Below are 21,101 nucleotides of genomic sequence, written 5' to 3' on the forward strand. Positions count from 1 at the left end.
CGCAGCCGGGCTACCGCCTATCGTTCGACGCATAATCGACCAACCATAACAGGTATTGCAGTGCATTACTGAAATCTTTGGGCGCCTGCGCAACAAATTCACCGGAGAACGTATTCCCTTTCATTTTTCCGCTACGGAAATAGAAATTCCCCAGATGGCCAAACAATTGCTTGAACCGGATATGTTCTTCAAGTGCCGAGAGTTCCTCATCGGAAAATCGTCCCAAGGCTTGCTGGGTGTTCAGAAAACCGGTCATTATATTCTGGCGGAGCAGTTTCCGGTGAAACCGGCTGGCTTTGCTCACGGTGCGATTGCTTGCTATCCGTTCCAGTTGGTCGTGGGCAGTCCCGAGGAAAACAATACCGTTTCTGTAAGTCACATAAAGCGGAGCGGGCAATTTGCGGTGACTCAGGGCATACACCCGGTTGTCCAACGTCCCCACGCCTTTGTTCACTGTGTAATCCATAAGCCGCTGGTACAAGGCGTGGTTGTCGGATGAAAACATCAAGAGGAAGTCGGGAATGGTCTCGGTTTTCGTCTTTTCGACTTCCGTCACATTGTAGTCCTCGTCGTATTCATAATCGGTGTAGGCAATTTCGTGCTGGGTGAGGCCATTCAGCACGAACAATGCATCCCCCTTCACCGTTTCACCGATTGCTTTTTCATCCAGCAGCAACGCCAGGATATCCGTTCCAATATGGATTTCTTCTTCATATCCGCCCACCATCGGACCGTAAATCTTGCCGAGCATTTTGGGAAACTCCTCCATATACGCTTCCATATCAATCGCATAGGCGAAAAAACCCATCAACGAATCGCTGTCCAGGTAACGGAGGAATTTCCGGTTGATTTTGTGGTCGTAGATCCGGGCATATGAGTGAGCGAGGTCGCCTTGCACGTCGAGTGAAGTCTTCAGCGTCAGTTCATCTTCATTGGCATAGACACCGGCCTGAAGGCTGCCGAAACCTATGGCCGATGTAGACGGGTAACGCCCTGCCAGCAACGAAAGGAAAAATTGGTCATAAATCAGTCCAAGGTTACGCACCCATGCCGTCACCAAGGCATCCTTATCCAAGCTTTGTACATAAGAAGCATTGTTTAAAATATGCTGCCGCGGCAAATCGGATAAGACCTGCTCCGCATAAGCGCCGACCCACACGGCCACCAATGAATCCTTCTTTCGGCGATTGGTTTCATACTGACTCCAATAACCGTCATCATAGCCGTCTGTTGCCGCGGTATCCCATGTACTATCGTCCCAACCGAAGCCGTTATCCAACGTATCGATGTCCCACCCGGCGGTGTCAATGACGACCTCGGTCGTGTCCAAACCTTCATAAGGAGGAAGCACGTACTCATCAGCATATTCTTCCGTATACCCATCGTTGTCAAACGTGTCGGCGTATGCATAGGTATCGCCATAGTTGTCCTGTAAAATACCGTACCGGGCGGCCACCCCCTCATCATAAAAAAAATCGTCTACCACGCTGCCGAAGGTAATCACGGCCAATCGGTCATTCCACCGCACGGTGGCGCCCAGCGATGCCGTGTCGACTTCGGCACGGTATATACCGTCTGCTTCAGTGAGGGCACCGCCACCGAACCCCTTAGCAAACTGGCTGCTATTTTTCAACGGCAACAATATGGTGTGATACCATATGCTGTCGGTCTGCCGGGTATAATAGTATAAGGATGAGTGGATGTCTACCCCCATATCTTCAATGGATGTCAGGGGAATACCTGCTTCCTTTCCGAAGGCTTGCAGCATTTTCGTGCCCAACATGGAGGTGCTGAAATCGGCCACGTCCACTAAGTTAAAAAAGTGACCGGTCCTGACGGACACCACGGCAAAGGCGTCCTCCGGAATACGGTGCGCCAAGTCCTGCGCATACGCATAAACCTGGCATAAACACGCCATGGCGGTTAAGAAAGAAGTGGTTTTTGTCATACTACTGTGCTAATTGAATACGGTTAGAAAGTGATTGGTTGCCATTGATAAGATCCATGATACGGGTTTGCAACATGACGGCTTTCTTTGATGCGGCCAGCTTTGCCGCGCCGTTGCTTTGTTGGCTGACCGGCCGCTCGAAGCGGTAGATACTGGTATATAACGCGTCCTTGAATATGGCCTGATCGGCGGGCTTCAGCCGGTTATACTCCGCCTTCGCTTGCGGAAGATGCGTATACGCCCGCCTGAATGTGCCATGGCGCCGGTCATACGCATATGAACTCTGGCTGTCCATCGGCATCTTCATTTCTTTGAACGCCATATTCATCACGTCGTTGAGGTCCGACACGTTGCTGAACGAGAATTTCATCACGGCGATGTAGGTATCGAAATTCACCTGATGTGTGACGTTGGTAATGCCGGGTATAGCTGCCAGCCGATCGGCCAGCGCGGACATCTCGCGGCGGATATCCGCCTGTGAGGGCACCTTATAGCTGTTGACACTGTCCAACAGCATAATCGACGCGAGCTTCGTACGGCTTTGACTCAGATTGGCCGTCAGCGTCACCGTTCCGGAACCATCCTCACGCACGGAAATGTCTTCAATAACCTGAAAACACGAGGTGAGACAGGAGCAAGACAGTACAACGCACATTAACCGGACAAGTCGACTTTTCGTCTTAATCATGGAAGCTTTCGATAACACCGGCAAATATAGTCTTTCGTTCCAGCTCATGAAACCCCTGTTTTCGGGGATGTTTTATTATCGTCTTCGATGCGATGTACCGTTGGCAGCCTACTTCAAGCATACGATTGGCGTAGGTCTACCTTACCCGAAATTTAGCTAAACAAGTATATTAGCATGAATATAAGTTGCATTTTCTTTTTAATATAGTAGATTAACAACTGAGCAAACTCCGAACGAACACCGATAAAATCCGAGCAAAAGGCAAGAAATGTGGAAGCAAGAGGGAGGAAAGAGGTACCGCAGGCGGAATTTGGTGTGGGCACGGCTGCCGAACCCCGTGTTAAATGCGGTTGCCCTGCCGCTTCCACCGTGTGACATTTACATATTTACATATTTTGCTTATTTTGCAACCCATAATTGCAAAAAGGCCTATGGACAATCCCCGCATGCATTGTTGGCTGGCCGTCGTTTCTGCTGTATGCTTCTTCGGAATCGGCACCGTGATAGCCGCGCCACGCCAAACAAACAGCCTCACGCAGGAATTCAAGACGGCTACCACAGACTCCGCCAGGATCGCTATCCTGACGGAAATGGCCCGGCGGGTGCCGCACAGCGATTCAGCCAAAGCGTTGACGCTGTGGAAACAGGTGCTGGATCTGGCCGTCAGGAGCCGGGATCCGCTCAGTGAGGCGAAGACCTACCTGAACATAGGCTCCTGGCACTACGACCATTACCGGACCGATGAAGCCGACCGCTACAACAGGCGGGTTCAGGAGTTAACTGAACACGACACCGCACGCAACGCACGGGTGCTGTATGCCAAAAGCCAAATCAATGCGGCCAACATCGCCTGGCAGCGCAATCGCGTCGATGACGCGCTGAGCGGCTACCTGGACGTCCTCCCCCTGCTCAACCAGCTGGCCGACATGGAGTCCCTGGCACTCATCAATACCAACATCGGTATTTTATTCAACAACCAACAGCAATACGATAAATCGGCACACTATTTCCTGGCGGCGGCTGATCAATACAAGCAGCTAACGCCTATACGCCATAGCGATATCGCCGACATTTACATCATCCTTGCTGGGCACGGTCTACGCACCGATAACCTGCCGGATGCACCGCCAGATACCTATAATGGTCAGGGAAATGCCTACCTCGATAGCGCACTCCACTACCTGCTGTCCTTGGATGGCCGACACCGCAAATGGGCGGATTACTACAACATGAAAGGGCGCTACCAACTCGCTTCGGGCGACCTGACGGGAGCGGAGCAGGCCTTCCGCAGGGGTTTGCCCATTGCGCGGCAATACAACGACACCTATACGTCCTGCGACATCCTGCTGCATCTTTCGGAGCTGTACGAGCGCCGGGGGGAGTTTGCCAAGACGAGGCCGTTGCTGGACGAACTGCTGCAGACCAGCCAAACCAACCAGGTAGGCACGTACCAGTTGAAGGCGCTCCGGGCACTATCGCGCATGGAGCATCGCCTCAAGCAGCCAGACCGGGCCTATCGTTACCTGGCGCAATACATCGATTTGGCAGACAGCCTGCATTACGTGGAAAATACCAAAACCCTCCATGAAATGGAGGAAAAATACAAGCTGGCCGAGGCGGAAAACAACGTATTGATGCTGCAACGGGAAAACGAGCAAAAGGATTTCGCCATTGAGCGCAACCGTTGGTACATCGGATTGCTGCTCGGTATTTCCATCCCTTTGCTGGCCACCTGCATCCTGATTTTCCTGCTGTACCGCAATAAACGCAAGCTGTTGGTTCAGCAGCAGCGCGTGCACGCCCTTGATGTGGAACGCATGGAACAGGTACATCGGAACTCCCTGCTCTCTGCCCTGCTGGAAGGCCAGGAAAAAGAACGGGAACGGCTGGCGCGCGACCTGCACGATGGACTGGGGGGTATTCTTTCGAGCATCAAGATGGATCTCTCACGCATTGCGCATGCCTTGCCGGAAGACGTTGCCCAGCGCCCGATGTTGGCTTCGGTAGCCAGCAACGTGGATGGTGCGGTGGAAGAACTGCGTGGAATCGCCCACAGCATGATGCCGTCCATGCTGGTCAAGTACGGTCTGGTGGAGGCATTGCGAGAGTTTTGCGACAAATTAAAACGCGCGGGTGTACCGGTTTTCTATCAGGTCATCCACTATCGCCAACCGGTCGCGCGGTCGCGCGAAATGGCGCTTTACCGCATTGCACAGGAACTGATCAACAATTGCGTCAAGCATGCGGAAGCAACGGAAATACTGGTGCAGTTGCAGCAATCCGATGCCACGGTCACGCTCGTGGTCGAAGACGACGGCCGGGGATTTGACACTGCGCGCTCCCGCAGCGGCGCAGGGCTCCGAAATGTGGGGATGCGCACCGATTTGCTGGAGGGCACATTCGATATCCGGTCCGACAACGGAGTCGGTACGACGTTTACCGTCGAATGCCCCATATCGGCTACGCTTGTATCAGCCCGTATTCCATCGCCAGTTTGATGGCCGATGCCAGGTTCTTGACCTCAAACTTTTCCATCAGGTTCTTGCGGTGGCTTTCTACGGTATGCGGACTGATAAACAGTACCGCGGCGATCTCCTGCGTGGTCAGTCCTTTGGCCGCCTGGTGGAGGATCTCTTTTTCCCGGCGGGTGACCTTGGGTACGCTCTTCAGCCCCTCCGTGGTTTTCCGCTTCATGATTTCGGCCGACTGCGAGCACAGGAAGCGCCGGCCGTTGATGACGGTACGGATGCCGTCGACGATTTCCTCCCCCACCGCATTCTTCTGGATGTAGCCGTCGGCGCCTTCCTGAAACATGCTGTTGATTACCGCGTATTCATTATGCACGCTGAGCGCGATAATCCGCGTGGCCGGCGACAGCGCCTTTACTTTCCGGACCAGGTCGATGCCGTTGATATCCGGCAGGTTGATGTCAAGCAGCAGCACCGCGGGAGGTTCCGATCCAATGGCTTCCAGCGTCGCCGCGGCGTTGGCAAAGCATCCGCTGACCTGAAAGCCGTCGGCTTCGGAAAGTACATTTTTGAGCCCTTCCAACACCAGCGGATGATCATCTGTAATGAAAATGGATACCATAATAAAAATTGAGCTGGCTTAAAATTCGATATAATTTCCCAAACCAGCCGTGCCGTTCTGAAAAATGGCTGATTTTCGGGATGCTCACATCGCGGCGGAATCAGAGGTTGTGGCTCTTTCCAGATGTACTTAAAATAAATCGCTATGTGTGCCTGTTCTTACCAATGTAATGAGCCTTATGGTGTCCTCTTGCTCCCAAACCAACAGCCAATCGGGTTGGACATGGCATTCCCAAAACCCTTTGTACTTACCCGTCAATTTGTGCGGTTTGTTTTTTTGCGGGAGTGTACCTTTTTCAACCAACTGGGTAACGACTTCATCGAGAAGTCGCATATCCAAACCGCGCTTTTTTGCGAGTTTAATATCTCTTTTGAACTTTCCCGTCTGTTCAAGTTGATACATTACGAGTAAAGTTCTTTTCTGAAATCCTCCAGCGTGGTTTTGGTCGTCTTGCCTGATTTAGCCTCTTTTATCGCTTTTTCAGTATCTTTATTGTAACGAGGTTCTTCAAACTCTACAAAAGGAAGCGTTTTAAGATATTCATAGAATACTTTTGCCTGTTTGCTTCGCTTATCGATTTTTATCGTGATTTCCATATCCGCACATTTAATGATACTCCCCCCAAAAGTACGAAAAAATAAAATTGTTCGCCATTGATAGCGAAAGAAGTGAGCTTATCCATGAAAATGGCTGATTTTCGGGATGCTCACATCGCGGTGGAGTCCGAATCGTAGCGGAATCCGGGGCGCAACACGGCCTTCAGCTTTTCATAGGGCACAAACAACCTGAAGTATCCGTATGCATAGGGCGTCAGCTCATATAACCCGTAATGAAACGTAATGCCCTGTTTCGATAAAATGAAGTTCGATGAATAGGTGATCGAATCGGCAATGAAAATACCGTATTCGTCTTCATTGAGCTTCACGTCCGGCTCAATACCATACTGCTCCCGCACTTCGGCATCCAGCAGTCCATTGAGGGCCTGCTCCTGACCGACATCCAGTATATCCTCCAATTGAAGCCATTTTTTGTCGCGCTTACGGTACGTGTAAAAGTGCTGGGACGACATGCCATGCGCACCGCCCGTATAACGAAAGGTGCTGAAACCCATGACCAGGTAATCAGGGGTGTTGAGTACCGGGTAAACCGAATATTCGTATTGGTGATTCAGGGTATACGCAAGCTGCTCATCCAGCTCTTCCACCCTATCCGTCATCTCGGCTTCATATCCTTCCTCGAACAAGCCAAGCTGCTGATCGGCATATGCACCGAAATCGGTGAATCCACCGCCCGTGATGAGCGCTGTCAACGCCCCGGCCAAAGCCCCGTCACCGGGCAAAAATCCACGGAACTGCATGGTCCCTTCCAGGGCTTCCTCCAGTTGCCCGGATTCCACCGTCACAATCGTGTGCCGCTCAAACGGCAAAAACCGTTCGACCCCACGCCTATCCGACAGCGTGAAATGGAAGGCGACGGTATCCGCTTCGCTCGCCAGCATACCGGTATAGGAGCGGCCGTCAAACGCGCCGGTAAACGTTTCGCTGTCGCCCTGGTCTAACCACGTACTGAGTACCAGCGACTGAAAATTACCGCTGCGTGAACTGCGGTACAACTCAACGGGTAAGCATTCATCGAGCAAGTAATAGTGCGCTGCAACCGGCGGTATTTCCTCGGGCAATCCGGCTTCCAGTGCCGGATAAATGGCAATTTCCATACAGGCCGCGTGCTGACCGATTTCCCCTTCAAGGAGGTAATAACCCGGCGATTGCGCCGGGATTGCGGACGAGACACACAGTAAAAGGAGAAGTAAGGACAACCGTTTCATTGCGATAATTGACACCGGCACAAAAATACCGACAAAACCGGCGACTGCCCTCACTGAAATCAGGGATTTTCAACCGTTAAAAATACCCCTGATTTCCACTATTTTTTTCCCTGCCGGGCCGCACTAACTTTGCGTCATGCGAAATGGCTGTGCACATCCGATTGCCCTGGCGCTGGCTGCCGTATTGAGCACGTCGGCCAGCGCCTGTATGGCGCCCCCTGTGCAACCGCCCAGTGGACAACGCACTGATACAATGAAACATTATCTTTACCTGGCAGCCGATGGCCGGTATGGCTATGCCGACGAACAGATGAACGTCGTCATTCCCCCTTCGTTCCGCTCCGCCGGAACGTTTACCTCCACCGGTTTCGCCGTAGTGGAAGATGAGCAACTGCGTTATGGCGTAATTGATAAGTCCGGCGAGCTGGTTATCCCCTTCCGGTACAGAAACATTTACTTGCGAGTGGCGGGTAACCGTACGCTCGCCCGGACGGAACGGACCTATACCAATCGGCTCCGGTTTTGGGAGTGGCGTTTCCTGCCGGGGTTTTCCATTACCGGTGGCTCATCGGATAGCCGGTTGTTTGATACCGAGGTTAAACGCGCTCACGTGAAAATCACCGTACTGGAAACGAATCAGACCATTTATTCACAACGCGTACCAGCGGCAAGCAGTTATGGCCAGCAGTTTGCTATCAGGCCGCTGGACAAGCTACACTTCCTGCAAGGGAACAGGCTTTTTAAGCTCACCGACCGGAAGGTAAAGCGCTTGGCGCGGCATATTTTTGACGAGGTAGATGGCGGACTGCTCCTGCAGCAGCGGGGAAACGGCTTCCGGTTGATTGACCGCGAGGGGAAACCGGCTTCCGGCACGCGGTATAGACAGGCCGACAGCCTGCACACCGCTATCAACGGCTTGCCACTTTCCATTGCCGTAAGCAGCAATCGATACGATGATGCGTGCCGTGCCATGGTGCTTGCAGACGACGAAGGACACCAGTATATCTTTCCCGATTTCAGCAAAGCATTTCCCGCAAGGATAGACGCAGCAGCCGTTCATGGCGTCGCCGCCGACACCGTACTCCGTACGGCTCGACTGATCAGCGGGATGCCCGGCACAGACCGCTTCATGCTGCGGTGGTTCAATCGGCAGGCATCCTGGTTCGAACACACCATGGTCGATACGGCGGGCCACTGGCACATGGACCCGCCGCTTGACAATAAATTCACCGTGGTAATCCCTTCGGGAGATATACGCTGGCCTCCCGCGGGGCACATCATCCGCGATGAGGCCGTGGAAACCGGTTGGCGAATTGTCGCTTACCGCAACATAGCAGACGAGCTATATGAGGTGACCATCAAACGCGACAGTACGGAACGCATGGGCGTTTGGGATGCCGGGGCGGGGAACTGGCGCTGGAAACCTGAGCACCATTACATCCGCTGCCTGAATCTGCGCCAGGGCTATTGGACTTTTAAGCCCGGCAAAGACAGCCTCTACGGCTTGTACCATTTACCGTCGGGGCGCGTCGTCATTCCGCCGAAATACCACGACATGTCGGCCGATGGCACGGTATCTTATTACGATGAAAAGCTCGGTTATACCCGGTTTTATGTAAATTGGCAGACGCAACAGGAATTCCGGGAGAAAAGCAACTGAAATGAGATGGTGGTTTGGTTTAATGGCATTCATTACCCTTTCGTATGCCTGCACGCAGCACGGGCGGAAGGTCGAGCCGGCCTTTTATTACTGGAAGACCGTGTACCAAGCCGATGATACGGAACAAACCTACCTGAGTGGGTTAGGCGCAAAGCGGCTTTTCGTGCGGATCATGGATGTGGACAACCAAGGACCGAACGGCGAACCGATTCCGGTCTCTCCCATCGTGTTCAAGGATACGCTGCCCGATTCCCTCCAGCTGGTTCCGGTGGTGTTCATCGCCAACCAGGTGCTCAAAGACCGTACGGAAGCCGAGCTTGACGGCCTGGCTGAGCGGATAAGCGCCTTCGTGCTGGGCAAAATCAAGCAGGCAGGTAAATCGGAATTTGATGAGTTGCAAATCGATTGCGACTGGACCGCCAGTACCCGGGAGGCTTACTTCCACCTCCTTGACCGGATACGGCAGCGGATGCCGGCGGGCACGCTGCTCTCGGCCACGTTGCGCCTGCACCAGGTGCGCAATCCGCACAGCAGCGGCACGCCGCCGGTAGACAAAGTGCTGCTGATGTGCTACAACATGGGCAACTTGCGCAGGTTCGGGCCGCAAAATTCCATTCTGGACATCAACGAAATGCACGTATACCTGAAGGGGTACCTTCGCGCCTATCCGCTGCCGATGGATGTGGCGCTTCCGCTATTTAGCTGGTCAGTGGTGTTCCGTGACGGACAATATGCCGGCATCAGTAAGCGCCTGGACCCCGCCCTGCTTTCGGACACCGCCTTGTTCAACCCGCTGGACGACACGTCGCTCTTCCGGCTTAGGGAACCGCTTCCTGAAGCCGGCCTTCGGAAAGGAGATGTCATCCGCCGTGAGCATGTCGGCTATGCGGACGTACGCCGTGCCGCCCGTTTCCTCGCCGACGAGCTGCCTGCGGCAGACTTCACCCTGCTCTACTACCACCTGGATAAAAACTTGCTGGCTGGCTTTCCAGCTGAAACGCCACCGGCATCATCACATGTACCTTCACCACAACAGCTATTCACCCATGCATCGCTTCAGGAAATTATCGATTGCTTTTAGTGCGTTTGCCGGCGCTTTCTTCGGCGAAATCGCACTCAATATCGCCTGCGGTCCCGAACCCGACCCGTACGACTATTACGTGTCGTACTTTCACAACAACGTGGCCGGCGATGGGTATGCGCCCTTTTCGTTTACCGACCTCCGCTTTCTCTACGATGAGGAGGAACCCGGGAGCGAGTCCCGCATCAACAGCGCGGAGTGGGCTGAATACTTAGGTGAGGCCGTACGGCCTGCTGATGTGCACGCCGCGATGTACCGCACCGATGCCGCCACGGACTCCGCTATACGCGCTTTTCTGGAAACGCAGGCCGCCCCGCTGCCCGACAGCCTTTCGGAAAACACCTACCTCCAGGCGCTGGCGCGCAACAAAAATGCCCGCGCGCTTTACCTGTTTGCCAAGACCGCGGAACCCCATGCACTGGCTGCGCATGCGGGTTATGACCATTACTGGAATCCCGAACCGCGTGATACCGCTAGCATGAACGTATTGGCCGCACAGGCGGAGGCATTGGCAAGGCAGCACCGGAAAGCCCCGTTTCTTCGCATACGCTACGCCTACCAGGCGGCACGCATGTACCATTATGCCGGCGATTATGCAAACTGCGTCCGCATTTACGACCGGTGGATTGATGAGGTGCCTGCCACGACGGCCCTGAAAGGCTGGGCGCTGATGCTGAAAGCAGGTGCGCTGCGGCGCGTCGGGGAGCCCGCGGAAGCGGCCTACTTATTCGCAAACGTATTTTCCAGTAACCCCGAAAGGCGCGTACAGGCCTATAAAAACATCCACTACATCGATGTGCCCGTTGAAGAAATACTGGCCCATGCACAGTCCGATAACGAACGGGCAACCATTCACGCGGCACTGGGCTTCCGAAATGCAGACCTCGATACCGCAACCCTGAAAACGGTGTACCGGCTGGCGCCGGGCAGCCCACTGGTCGCCACACTCCTTGTCCGCGAAGTGAATAAGCTGGAATCGCGCCTCACGGAGCAGTCGCCCTACTACCAGGGCCGATGGGGCGGGTGGGGGTTCTACGACGGCAGCACCCCGGCATCAGCCGCGCAGGCACATGCACGGGCAATCATCGGCTTTTGCCGGCAGCTGTCGGCCGATGCCGCTTATCCCGAACCGGCGCTCGGCACCGTCGCAGAAGCCTACCTCCATTGGCTGCTGCACGAGGATACCGAAGCTGCGGCCCTGCTGGGCGGACTGGCTCCCGGGACACTTTCGCCCCGACTGGCCGACCAATACCGCACCGTCGACCTGCTGGTACGTGCACGGGCACTGGAGACGTCGCAGCCGGCCGATGTAGCGCGGTTAACCGAGACCTTAAATTGGCTGGATACCAAACGCAGTGAAGAACTACGGGAAGCCATGGAACGTGCGGGCGACGAACCGGGCTATGCATTCTGGGCGCAGAAAGACCTGCGCTTTACCCGCACGGCTACCAATTTTTACCAATCGCTGCTTGCGCCGCACTTCATGGCGTCCGGCGATACCGCCCTCGCCGCAATGGCCATGCTGAAGGCGGATATCCCTTCCCTGGGACACGCGGGAAGCGCCGGCAAGTCCCTGCTTTCGCGGATATCGTGGAGCGCTGCGACGTTCTGGCAGGAGCAACTGCCCCCCACCGCACTGGAACAACTGGGGCGCTGGGCTACCGAAGGCATGGATTCGCCATGGGCGCCCCTCTTCGGCAGCCTGCTGGGCGATCTCATCGGCGACGACTACTGGGACCTGCTGGGCACCGCCTACCTGCGCACGCATGCGTATGGCGCAGCATCCCGCGCGTTTGCAAAGCTCTCTCCACAATTCCAGCGCGAATCGCCGGTAGACTGGTATGGCGGGGAGGAACAGCCGCTGTACCCTGACCCGTTTATCACTGCCATCAACGACTACCCCAAACGTTTCGGCGGCACACCGCTCACCAAAGCCGGATTCGCGAAGGCCATGGCCGACCTGCAGCGGCGCATTGCCGAAGACCCCGGCAATGCGGCCTCCTATTACTTCCAGCTGGCCAATGGCGTGTACCAGACCGGCGCTTTCGGCAACGCATGGCAATTGATCAGCTACCACTGGACCAGTACGCACAATTACATCCGGGGAAATTACTACTATGCCGGCGATTACCACGATGCCCGCCAGGCGGCAGCATGGTACGAGAAGGCGCGCGAGCTGAGCAAAGACCCCGAATTCCGCGCAAAATGCACGTTCATGCTGGCTAAATGCGAACAAAAGCGGTACAGTTACCCCAGCCTGAAAGCGTATTACGACGGTGGCTTCTCATACGGCAATAGGCCCGACCCGTTCTGGCTGTTCAGCCAACGGAACAGGTATTTCGGGGAACTGGAAACCCACTACGGAAATACGGCGTTTTTCCAGGCGGCCGTACGGGAATGTACCTACCTCGCTGATTTCATAAACAGGCCGTAGTGCAGGCCGATAACGGAACGCATGAGAAGCATCGTCTTATCATTCACCTGTTCGTTGGTATGCTGCCTGGCCGTGTTGGTTTGCCGTGCACAGGACGCATTGGATGCCGTGGCCAAGGCCTATCAGCAGGCCAGCTACGAAAACGGCGAGAAATTCCTGAAGGCCGGTCCCTATGTCCGCGCATTGTTTTTCAACGAACGCCGGGACGAAGCGATAGCCGTTCTGGAAGAAAACATCCGCTTGGCGCGGAAAAGGCAAGACGGCAAATATGCCGCGTACCTATACGGACTACGGGCACTCAACACGTTCATACTGGGCGATTCGGCACAGGCTGCCCGGTACATCGACAGCGCATCGGTTTTCGCGGCCCGCACGGCCGACCGCAAAATTAAGGGCTACGTGCACTATTGCCGGGGATGGTTGCTGGCGCGCGCCGGCCGCGAGGTGGATGCCGTAACCACCTTTGTGGAGGGCCTCCGCCTGCTCGAAAACACCGGCGCCCACACCTACCAGCGTTCGATCTACAGCGAACTGTATGCCATATACGCCAATTGGCGGGCTACCGACCTTCAAACGAAGTATGCCTACCTGAATCTGGGCCTGGCCGTAAAATGGAAAGAACCATCGGCCCTGTTCGATGCACACATGCGCATGGGGCACCTGTATGAGACGCTTACCTCAGAAACCGGAAACCCATCGTTTGCCGACAGTGCAGTGCGCTATTACCGGAGCGCGATAGCCCTCTTCGAGGATAACCCGTCAACGATGGGAACCTCGCCCACCGATTTGGCGCATGTAGCCATTAACCTGGCAAACCTGCACCTCAACAACGCCGATACGGCTGACCGGCGGCAGGCAGAAAAGTATGCGCGCAAGGCGATTGCAATCGCCGACCAGTATGGGCATACCCAATTCAAGGCCGCTGGCTATGGTATCCTGTCTGCCTTGGCACGGAGCAGCCATCAGCCTGAAAACGCAAAAACCTACCTGCTGGCCGCTCTGGCTGCCGCTTCGCAGGAGACGGCCATGAATACCGAAACGCTTCCCCTTATTTTCCGGAACCTTGCCGAGCTGTCGGAGGAGCAGCAGGAGCATACCGAAGCGCTGCATTATTACAAGCAGTACGTAGCCGCCGCCGAGGATCGATTCGATGCAGAGAAGTTGGAATTGTCTGCACGGCTTGAAGCCCAATACGAGCGCGCCAAGCAACAACAGGCACTGGGGCAACTGCGCCTGGAGTCCGCGCAAAAGGAACAGCAACTCAAGCTGATGGATGCTCGTGCTGCCGAACAGCGGCAAGCGATTGAAGTGATGAAACTCAACGAAGAAAACCAGCGCCAGCAACTGGCGTTTGCTAACCTCCAAAATCAGCAGAAGGAGCAGGAGCTCGCAGCCGTGCAACGCGAAGTGGCGCTCAAGTCGCGCATCAGCCAGACCTACATTATCCTCTTTGCTGTTGCATTGTTCATGATGGCGCTGCTGTTCTACGCTTACCGGCAGCGCTCAAAGACGTTGACCCAGCAAAGGCATCTTCATCGGCTGGAAATGGAACAGGTCCAGCAACAACACGAAATATCCAACCTTACCGCCATGCTCAGCGGACAGGAGCAGGAGCGTTCGCGGTTGGCGCGCGACCTACATGATGGCCTTGGCGGACTGCTTTCGGGGACTAAGATTGAGCTTTCCGCCGTATTTTCCCGCGTGAACGACGCGGCCGCCCGGGAAAAAGTCACCCGCTCACTGAACCAGCTCGATGCGGCGGTCAATGAGCTCCGCCGTGTGGCGCACAACCTCATGCCCGAGCTGCTTTTGAAATATGGACTCACGGAGGCCATCCGCGAATACTGTAACCGGATGTCTCACGGCGACCTGGAGGTTGCCGCCGAGATTGTCAGCTACACCGACAGCCTCGACACCAATCGCCAGGTGGTCGTTTACCGCATCATCCAGGAGCTGGTAAACAACGCCATGAAGCATGCCGAGGCCAAGCACATCCTGATTCAGCTGGCACAGGCTGACGGCACCCTATACCTGACCGTAGAAGATGACGGCAAGGGGTTCGACGTCGCCACGCTGGATGGGCGGAAGTCGGCCGGCATACACAATGTGCAATCGCGGCTGGATTACCTGAAGGGGCACCTTAACCTCATCAGCGAGCCAGGCATGGGTACCACAGTGGAGATTGAATTTCCCTTGGCACAACCGGCCAAGATTATCCAGGCGAGCGGGTCGTGAACGAAAGCACCTGAGTGACTTCGCTTAAATTCCCTTTTTTCAGGGATTTATTGCCTATGCAATATTGGTGATATTTGTTCCGGTGAACGCGCCAGCACAGGCGTGTCCATCGTTAAATAAACACTATGCGTATCCATCATGAATATCATTAAAACATCCATTTATAACCTGTTATTGGCATCACTGATAGCACTCGTTGCCCAAGCTTGCGCATTAGAAGGCGGCAGCAGGAGCGCCCAACCAGCAACACGTATTTCCGTTGAATTGAAACCCACCGCATCTGCGATCGACACCGCGCACTTGCTAGACGAGTGGAAGGCACTGGCCAGCCTTACCCAACCCGCTGGAGGTCCATCGCGGTCGTTTGACGTTTCCATGGTGGTGAGTGATACGGCCGTCACTGCCGAAATCTGGCCGAAGCTGTCCGACCGTCACCGCCAAAACTTTATCCGATTGTTGGACACACTAACCCGGCATCCGTCACCTATCCCACGGACACTGAGAAATCAGCAATTATCCGTCAATGAAACGGACACCAGCCTGCTGAGACTGCTTGCACTTACACCTGACACGACGTTTGCATTGCTTCCCGACCTTGGCAGCGCGCACTGGACGTATACCCACCGTGAAGTACCGGGTTACGCCGGCATGTCGCAATCGTATGTCACGACCTACCTCACGTACCAGCTGCGGCAGCCGATCCCTTCGCTCCAGTATAGGCTCGGGTTTGCGCCTTCAGCATCGGGGGAGGAAAACCCGATCCGCGAATCGATGGAAGCTATTATGCAACAGCTGCCGCCTTCTTCGGCAGACTACTCCATCGGTACCGGCGACCCCATTGCCGACAGCCTATGGCAGCGGCTGCGCGGCAACCAGCGGCTCACTATCGATTCCAACACCATGCAAATCCGGTGGACATCGGTCGATTTTAACTTTAGGCCATTTACCCCCATACTCGATCAGGATACGCTTTTTACCGTCAGTGTTATGAAATTACTGGAAGAAACAACTCCCGAAATGTATCACCTGCTGCTTGCGCCGGAGCTGACCCGCATCATGGCCGCTTATCGGATGGACGACGATGAATAAGAACTTCTTTACTACGTTACTCGCGGTATTTGTCCTGCTTGCTCCCGTTGCAGCTCAGGAGAATTCGGGATTTATGTTCCCAAATCGTTTCGGTTTGTCCATGCAGAAAAAACTGGGGGTTGATGTCGGGCTGATTTCGTTCAATCAATTTACTGATTCTTCTCCGATGACCTTTTATGACATCTCTCTGGGTGTTGAATCCTATGTGACCAACCCCTTTACGCTGGCGCCAAAACTCAGCTTCGATTTCGGCCTTGGCGACATGATCCTATTTGGCGGAGGTATTGATGTGTCTCTGCCTACCGATTTTTCCAAACACACGTGGATGTTTACCCCAAAAGTAGGGATAAGTTTAGCTTCTATTATGCGGTTGTATTACGGCTATAATCAGTTTGGAAAAGAAAATGGCTTTCCAAACCTGGGTAACCACAGGGTGTCATTGGAAATTAACCTGGCGGCTTTCCACGACTTCGGGATTGGCTTATAGCAGCCCGGTTGAAGCCCGTCTACTCCAAGCTACTCCGCAAAAACGTCAATCTTCCTTTGTATACCAGGTACTCCACATGCACAGGCGTTTGCAACGGATCCAGCAGCCCCCGGTCGGCCGCAGCGATGTCATGCTGAATGTGGTGCAGTCCGCCGCATAACCGAACCCAACCATCGAACACCGATGTTACCGCATTGTTTCCGCGGTACCGGGTCACCGTCAAGTACCATTCTGTTGCGGTAGCGCGATAAATCTCGACGTACGTATCCGGATTGTGTTTGTTCAGCCACGCCCGGATTTCCGGCCAGCTTACGAGTGCATGTCCTAACATAAGCAGCAACACAGCGCCATTGAATACGACGAGCATCTCCCCGAGGTATTCCCACCCCCCGCCGACCTGCCATTCGATAAACCAGCAAATCCCTACTAGCAACAGGGAAACGAACAGACAGATGCCAGCATATAATTTCAACATACCGGAAAGGCTACCCCCGATTACCTGCCAATCTTCGGTGCTTACCGGCCTGCGGATGGGCTCGGTCACATCCGAACCGGGATAAACCGCACCTGCAATCAATCCGCCGGGCAACAGGTACAGCTCAATCGGCAGCCGGCTCCAGGAGATCACCTCCACGATCCGCGTGTTCTGGAACGCTTTGAATCCCATAAATGCCAGAATACCCTCAATCGGACGGCCATCGATTACATAGCGCACCCGCTTCCCTTTGAGGCGCTGGATGCCATCCAGCCTGCCACTGATCAGCGAAAACCCCTGGTTGTTGAGGCAGTCATCCAACACCCGGCGGCGTTTGCGATGATAAAAAACAAAATACGCCGGGATTCCGAAAAACACCATGTAAAGCAATACGAGAAGAACCTGTAACCCGACTTCTTCATCCCGTAAGCCGCCATTCCGTAAACTCAAAACGATGGCAATAAAAACCAAAAAGAACACAGCCGTTACAGCCACAAACGTAGCATAAAACCGGTGGTGATACCCGCGCCGCTCCTCAAGTGTCCGGCGGATCGATATCGGTAAGTCGGCGGAAGCGTTTTTGTTGTGCGGCATCATTAATGATTATCGGATAACGGTTGCACCCTATATTGTTCTTGTTGTATATCCCACACGACTTTGGGCAGCGGTAGGCGCAGCATCGCCGCATTGGAAACCAGTGCCAGGTCATGCCGACGATTCACCATGGCGATCCGGTATTCATAGTCGCCGGGGTTGATATCCGACGGTAAGACCATGCCTCCATCCGCTGCTCCGTCCAAGACATAAGCACCATCTTTCCAAACGACGAAATTATCCGCCCACATCGCCACTTCCCCTGCGCCGGGGATAGGGTACGACTGCTTATGGCTCGATACCTGCCACACCCGATACGTTTCGTCGCCCGCTTTTGGCCGGTAGAGGAGGTACACGCCTTCGGCTTCGAACGTTTCGAGATGAGTGCCCGAATTCTTTGCGCCCATATACAGCAGTGCGGCATAAACGCTATCCGCATCGCCAGCCACGCCCAGATCGCCAACGGTCAATTCGAGTCCATCGTTTGCGGCAAACACCTCCCGGTAAAAGTCCAGCCGGTTGCTGCTCGCCTCCATCACGGTGATGTATTTGTCGATGTTGCCGCGTGCCGGGTTCACATACCGGATTTTCAGCCAGCCTTTTTCCACATAGTCCAGCACTTCGTAATGATCGCCCTTGACCAGGTACATCGCCGACCGGCGTTCCGGTTGTGGGGCATCGTGCAGGTACAGCCGCTCCTGTTCCACCGGCAAGATGACCGGCTCCATGTCGTCTGTCGGCGAAAACAGGTATACCGCCCCACTGTGCACCGTATCCCCTGCCCGGTTGAAGACGGTATGCACCGCAGTGAGCGGCACGAGTGCTGTCCAGGGAGCATCCTGTCCGACGGGGCGGAGCGACTCAGCCAGGTAGATTTCGCCCTGCGGCGTGAGCTTCCAGCCTTGCCGCCGGTACATTTCCCGCTGGTCCTGCAGGACTCGTGTGTAGTCTGCCTGGACAAACAGGATTCCCTCCTCCTCCAGGAAATATGGGTTCAAAAAGCCCGTTGGCCGGCCCACATGCCCATTGCCCTCGGGCAGCAGCACTTCCCTGAAACGGCCCGCCGAAGGCTGGAATAGAAAGATGCGCCAGCGGTGCGGCGTATGATACCCATCGCCCCGGAATTGCACCGAAAAATCGGCATAACCATCACCATTATAGTCCGCTGCCTCCACCTGAGCCGTTGCGACCATTTCGCCGAGCACGACCGCCTGAGTATCGGTTTGGTTCTCCGATTGAATCATCACTTCCATCGTGTCGCCCCGGAACTCCACCAAAGCACGCTGCTGGCCGCTGACGGCGATGGCATGCCGGTCCTGTGCCCGCGCACCAACGATGCAGACGACCCACACAGCACCGAATAGGATGGGTATACGAAACATCATTTTATTGCTTTTCTTTCCGCCTGACGGTTAGCTCATGGAGTTCATCGGTAGCGGTATTCCATTGATAACCGCACGCAACATCGCCCGTGAAAAGCTGGACTTCCCATAGGTTTCCATCCAGCCGCCGGGCATACACCTCCTTCCCAAGCAACCAGTCCGCCGCCCAATCATAGCCCAGATTATCGGAAGTCATCACGTACGCTGCCGTCGTCAAAACCTGCGAATATTTCAATTCATTGATGGAAATCGATTCAGGCAGTATTTGGTCCCCAAACGAGTCAAATAACCCGAGGTTGGATTGCATTTTTTCCGTCAACCCCAGGTCTTCTTGCATAAATTCTGCCCAACGTTCCCGTTGGATTGGTGGATAGCGACCGAGTACCGCATTGCGCAGGGCGGTATACGCCCCGCGGTTTTCTGCCAGAAATTGCTGCTGTCTTTCCTCGATTTCACGGTCGTCAAAATCCGGGTAGAAGTCGTCATACAACATCCATTTAAACTCGTCGATTTTGTTCAATAGTTCCTGCTGGGGGGTAGACGCCTTCGGTAACCGTCCGGCCAGCCACCCCGGTTGCTGCTTTCCGCCGGTATAGACCAGTACCTGCAGCAGTTCGATACCGTTCGTGGCATAGTCCCAGCTGTATTTCATGACAAAAGCCCGGTTAACTATCACTACGCTCCATTGCGTGTCCTTTATGCGATCGGCAAAACACAACCACCCCAACCCATAAAGTTGAACGTAATCCTGCCAGCGCATCCCCTTTTCCTGCGTCAGGTAGTCCGACACCGCGATGTGGATCAGGTTTACGGAAGATAGGGTTCCTCCCGGGCCGAATGTCCGCGCCGCAGTCAGCACGCTCGTCAGGTCAATTATTTCCCGCACCGAAACGCTATCTTGCTGAAAGTATTTGTCCAGCACCTGCAAATCCAGCACTTCATAGCCGGGAAAGGCCTCCGGCGCAGGCGGCAGTGCCTCCAATCCCGCAAGGCGCAGGCGGAGATAGCGATCCTTGTTTTTTTCAATAAATACCTGCATATGCCGGGTTACCGGGTGCGCTAAAGCGGCCTCCGGATTATCTTCCCCCGCCGCCATCCAGTCTACAAATTCCGCTTTCTTTTCATCGCGGTAAGGGGCCATCCAACGGTCCAGTTCCGCGCTCAATTGCTGTTCTTCCGCTTCGGCAGATAGCGGCTTCTGGCAGGCGGCGGCGCTGCCCGCCCACAGTAAAAAGGCGATTAAAAATACTTTTGGTGTATTCATCGCCCAAAACAACACAAAATACCGTTCGGATAAAACCCCCGTTTTCAGGGATTTTCTGTCAGGCAGCGATGGGTACGTTTAAAGGACGATAAGACTGAGGTTAATTTTCCGCACGTTTCCCGGAGGGTGTAGAACTCTCTCCGTAACTCACTGATAGTATATCGTTTATAAGCATCACTTTACAGTGTATTGTTGTATTTCTCGACAGCTTCAACAATGTCCTCTTTGATAAACTCCCAGTATTTGCCTCGTAGACATATGGGATCAAATTCGTCGTCCGCTAAGGTAAAATCTGTAAAGTTTTTTAAAATGAGGTCTTTGTCATGCGTGTAAGGATAGCGATGTTGATGTAATGCTATCATAGCCTGGACATCGTGATTAGTCAACAGCTCATGCAGGTCCCAAAAATCTTTCTTTCGGCCGACACGTTGAACGACATCGACCTTCATTGCAATAATCTCCTCTATCGTGGCCAATCGAATGCCGTCTACTACCGAGGCAGGCTGTATGAATGAATCGGTATAAAACACATCTAACTTGACGGTATTATCGTTATCAGTACCGATACTGTAGGACTTTCCCATTGCTGGGTTAATTCCCGAAGAATGAACGTGGAAGGGAAATGTATTTTCTATAAAATCATCAATCTCTTTAAAGTCAATACTGCCGTATGGCGCATCAGTGAATAAGTCGATATCGACCGATATACGATGACCGATCTGGAGACTTAGTGCAGTGCCACCAACCAATCGAAATTGCGTCAATGCGGAGGAGGAGGGCTTCATTAAAGCGATCAACGAATCCTTCAAGAGGTCCGTAACGGTACCATAAAATAAACTGCTCATCCCT

17 protein-coding genes are annotated in these 21,101 nt (G+C 54.2%); 7 read left to right on the top strand and 10 right to left on the bottom strand.

The window, feature by feature from the left end:
- Positions 1-10: 10 nt before the first annotated feature.
- Entirely contained in the window at positions 11-1,948 is a 1,938-nt protein-coding gene (locus BM030_RS03365) for a hypothetical protein (RefSeq protein ID WP_090971181.1), read from the bottom strand.
- 1 nt (position 1,949) lies between these two features.
- Positions 1,950-2,636: a hypothetical protein gene (locus tag BM030_RS03370; RefSeq protein WP_139215797.1), complete on the bottom strand. Its 687-nt coding sequence runs from the start codon at positions 2,634-2,636 to the stop codon at positions 1,950-1,952.
- A gap of 431 nt (positions 2,637-3,067) precedes the next feature.
- Here BM030_RS03370 and BM030_RS03375 point away from each other — a divergent pair, with 431 nt between their 5' ends.
- A complete protein-coding gene (locus BM030_RS03375; protein ID WP_170845619.1) occupies positions 3,068-5,134 on the top strand; it encodes a tetratricopeptide repeat-containing sensor histidine kinase in 2,067 nt (688 codons plus the stop codon).
- On the opposite strand, the gene BM030_RS03380 is transcribed toward BM030_RS03375, so the two are convergent.
- The 4 genes from BM030_RS03380 to BM030_RS03395 form a co-directional block, all read right to left on the bottom strand.
- Entirely contained in the window at positions 5,097-5,726 is a 630-nt protein-coding gene (locus tag BM030_RS03380; protein WP_079716419.1) for a response regulator transcription factor, read from the bottom strand. The genes BM030_RS03375 and BM030_RS03380 overlap by 38 nt on opposite strands.
- Before the next feature lie 129 nt (positions 5,727-5,855).
- Positions 5,856-6,128, bottom strand: coding sequence for a type II toxin-antitoxin system YafQ family toxin (locus tag BM030_RS03385; RefSeq protein ID WP_079716420.1), 273 nt, complete (start codon positions 6,126-6,128; stop codon positions 5,856-5,858).
- Positions 6,128-6,322 (bottom strand): hypothetical protein, encoded by a 195-nt coding sequence (locus tag BM030_RS03390; RefSeq protein ID WP_079716421.1) that lies wholly within the window; start codon positions 6,320-6,322, stop codon positions 6,128-6,130. The genes BM030_RS03385 and BM030_RS03390 overlap by 1 nt, the downstream gene beginning before the upstream one ends.
- Before the next feature lie 110 nt (positions 6,323-6,432).
- Positions 6,433-7,551, bottom strand: a complete 1,119-nt coding sequence (locus BM030_RS03395; RefSeq protein ID WP_090971186.1) for a DUF3298 domain-containing protein — start codon at positions 7,549-7,551, stop codon at positions 6,433-6,435.
- 136 nt (positions 7,552-7,687) lie between these two features.
- Here BM030_RS03395 and BM030_RS03400 point away from each other — a divergent pair, with 136 nt between their 5' ends.
- The 6 genes from BM030_RS03400 (at position 7,688) to BM030_RS03425 (ending at position 16,537) form a co-directional block, all read left to right on the top strand.
- Positions 7,688-9,211, top strand: a complete 1,524-nt coding sequence (locus BM030_RS03400; protein ID WP_090971188.1) for a WG repeat-containing protein — start codon at positions 7,688-7,690, stop codon at positions 9,209-9,211.
- Position 9,212: 1 nt separating this feature from the next.
- Positions 9,213-10,292 carry a hypothetical protein gene (locus BM030_RS03405; protein ID WP_211657522.1) on the top strand — a complete coding sequence of 360 codons (1,080 nt, stop codon included), beginning with the start codon at positions 9,213-9,215 and terminating at the stop codon, positions 10,290-10,292.
- The gene (locus tag BM030_RS03410; protein ID WP_090971190.1) at positions 10,258-12,726 is read left to right on the top strand and encodes a hypothetical protein; all 2,469 of its coding nucleotides are present in this window, start codon (positions 10,258-10,260) and stop codon (positions 12,724-12,726) included. Before BM030_RS03405 ends, BM030_RS03410 begins: the two co-directional genes overlap by 35 nt.
- 21 nt (positions 12,727-12,747) lie before the next feature.
- The gene (locus tag BM030_RS03415) at positions 12,748-14,961 is read left to right on the top strand and encodes a sensor histidine kinase (protein WP_090971192.1); all 2,214 of its coding nucleotides are present in this window, start codon (positions 12,748-12,750) and stop codon (positions 14,959-14,961) included.
- 138 nt (positions 14,962-15,099) lie between these two features.
- Positions 15,100-16,050, top strand: coding sequence for a hypothetical protein (locus BM030_RS03420; RefSeq protein WP_090971194.1), 951 nt, complete (start codon positions 15,100-15,102; stop codon positions 16,048-16,050).
- Positions 16,043-16,537 carry a hypothetical protein gene (locus BM030_RS03425; protein ID WP_090971196.1) on the top strand — a complete coding sequence of 165 codons (495 nt, stop codon included), beginning with the start codon at positions 16,043-16,045 and terminating at the stop codon, positions 16,535-16,537. The genes BM030_RS03420 and BM030_RS03425 overlap by 8 nt, the downstream gene beginning before the upstream one ends.
- A 19-nt stretch (positions 16,538-16,556) precedes the next feature.
- Here the strand turns inward: BM030_RS03425 and BM030_RS03430 are convergent, their stop codons facing one another.
- From BM030_RS03430 to BM030_RS03445, 4 genes are all read right to left on the bottom strand, one after another.
- Complete coding sequence (locus BM030_RS03430) at positions 16,557-17,609, bottom strand: hypothetical protein (protein WP_139215798.1); 1,053 nt, start codon at positions 17,607-17,609, stop codon at positions 16,557-16,559.
- A complete protein-coding gene (locus BM030_RS03435) occupies positions 17,609-18,991 on the bottom strand; it encodes a hypothetical protein (protein ID WP_090971200.1) in 1,383 nt (460 codons plus the stop codon). The genes BM030_RS03430 and BM030_RS03435 overlap by 1 nt, the downstream gene beginning before the upstream one ends.
- Position 18,992: 1 nt before the next feature.
- A complete protein-coding gene (locus BM030_RS03440; RefSeq protein WP_090971202.1) occupies positions 18,993-20,252 on the bottom strand; it encodes a hypothetical protein in 1,260 nt (419 codons plus the stop codon).
- Between the two features lie 179 nt (positions 20,253-20,431).
- On the bottom strand, positions 20,432-21,097 hold the full coding sequence (locus BM030_RS03445) for a nucleotidyl transferase AbiEii/AbiGii toxin family protein (protein WP_079716431.1): 666 nt from the start codon (positions 21,095-21,097) through the stop codon (positions 20,432-20,434).
- Between the last annotated feature and the right edge of the window lie 4 nt (positions 21,098-21,101).

This window comes from Parapedobacter composti, from assembly GCF_900112315.1.
Lineage (GTDB): Bacteria > Bacteroidota > Bacteroidia > Sphingobacteriales > Sphingobacteriaceae > Parapedobacter > Parapedobacter composti.

Excerpts from the sequence above, each read along its gene's own strand:
- BM030_RS03370 (WP_139215797.1), bottom strand. The coding sequence starts at position 2,636 with ATGATTAAGACGAAAAGTCGACTTGTCCGGTTAATGTGCGTTGTACTG.
- BM030_RS03400 (WP_090971188.1), top strand. The coding sequence starts at position 7,688 with ATGCGAAATGGCTGTGCACATCCGATTGCCCTGGCGCTGGCTGCCGTA.
- BM030_RS03395 (WP_090971186.1), bottom strand. The coding sequence starts at position 7,551 with ATGAAACGGTTGTCCTTACTTCTCCTTTTACTGTGTGTCTCGTCCGCA.
- BM030_RS03445 (WP_079716431.1), bottom strand. The coding sequence starts at position 21,097 with ATGAGCAGTTTATTTTATGGTACCGTTACGGACCTCTTGAAGGATTCG.
- BM030_RS03405 (WP_211657522.1), top strand. The coding sequence starts at position 9,213 with ATGAGATGGTGGTTTGGTTTAATGGCATTCATTACCCTTTCGTATGCC.
- BM030_RS03430 (WP_139215798.1), bottom strand. The coding sequence starts at position 17,609 with ATGATGCCGCACAACAAAAACGCTTCCGCCGACTTACCGATATCGATC.
- BM030_RS03425 (WP_090971196.1), top strand. The coding sequence starts at position 16,043 with ATGAATAAGAACTTCTTTACTACGTTACTCGCGGTATTTGTCCTGCTT.
- BM030_RS03420 (WP_090971194.1), top strand. The coding sequence starts at position 15,100 with ATGAATATCATTAAAACATCCATTTATAACCTGTTATTGGCATCACTG.
- BM030_RS03375 (WP_170845619.1), top strand. The coding sequence starts at position 3,068 with ATGGACAATCCCCGCATGCATTGTTGGCTGGCCGTCGTTTCTGCTGTA.
- BM030_RS03435 (WP_090971200.1), bottom strand. The coding sequence starts at position 18,991 with ATGATGTTTCGTATACCCATCCTATTCGGTGCTGTGTGGGTCGTCTGC.
- BM030_RS03390 (WP_079716421.1), bottom strand. The coding sequence starts at position 6,322 with ATGGAAATCACGATAAAAATCGATAAGCGAAGCAAACAGGCAAAAGTA.
- BM030_RS03385 (WP_079716420.1), bottom strand. The coding sequence starts at position 6,128 with ATGTATCAACTTGAACAGACGGGAAAGTTCAAAAGAGATATTAAACTC.
- BM030_RS03415 (WP_090971192.1), top strand. The coding sequence starts at position 12,748 with ATGAGAAGCATCGTCTTATCATTCACCTGTTCGTTGGTATGCTGCCTG.
- BM030_RS03410 (WP_090971190.1), top strand. The coding sequence starts at position 10,258 with ATGCATCGCTTCAGGAAATTATCGATTGCTTTTAGTGCGTTTGCCGGC.
- BM030_RS03365 (WP_090971181.1), bottom strand. The coding sequence starts at position 1,948 with ATGACAAAAACCACTTCTTTCTTAACCGCCATGGCGTGTTTATGCCAG.
- BM030_RS03380 (WP_079716419.1), bottom strand. The coding sequence starts at position 5,726 with ATGGTATCCATTTTCATTACAGATGATCATCCGCTGGTGTTGGAAGGG.
- BM030_RS03440 (WP_090971202.1), bottom strand. The coding sequence starts at position 20,252 with ATGAATACACCAAAAGTATTTTTAATCGCCTTTTTACTGTGGGCGGGC.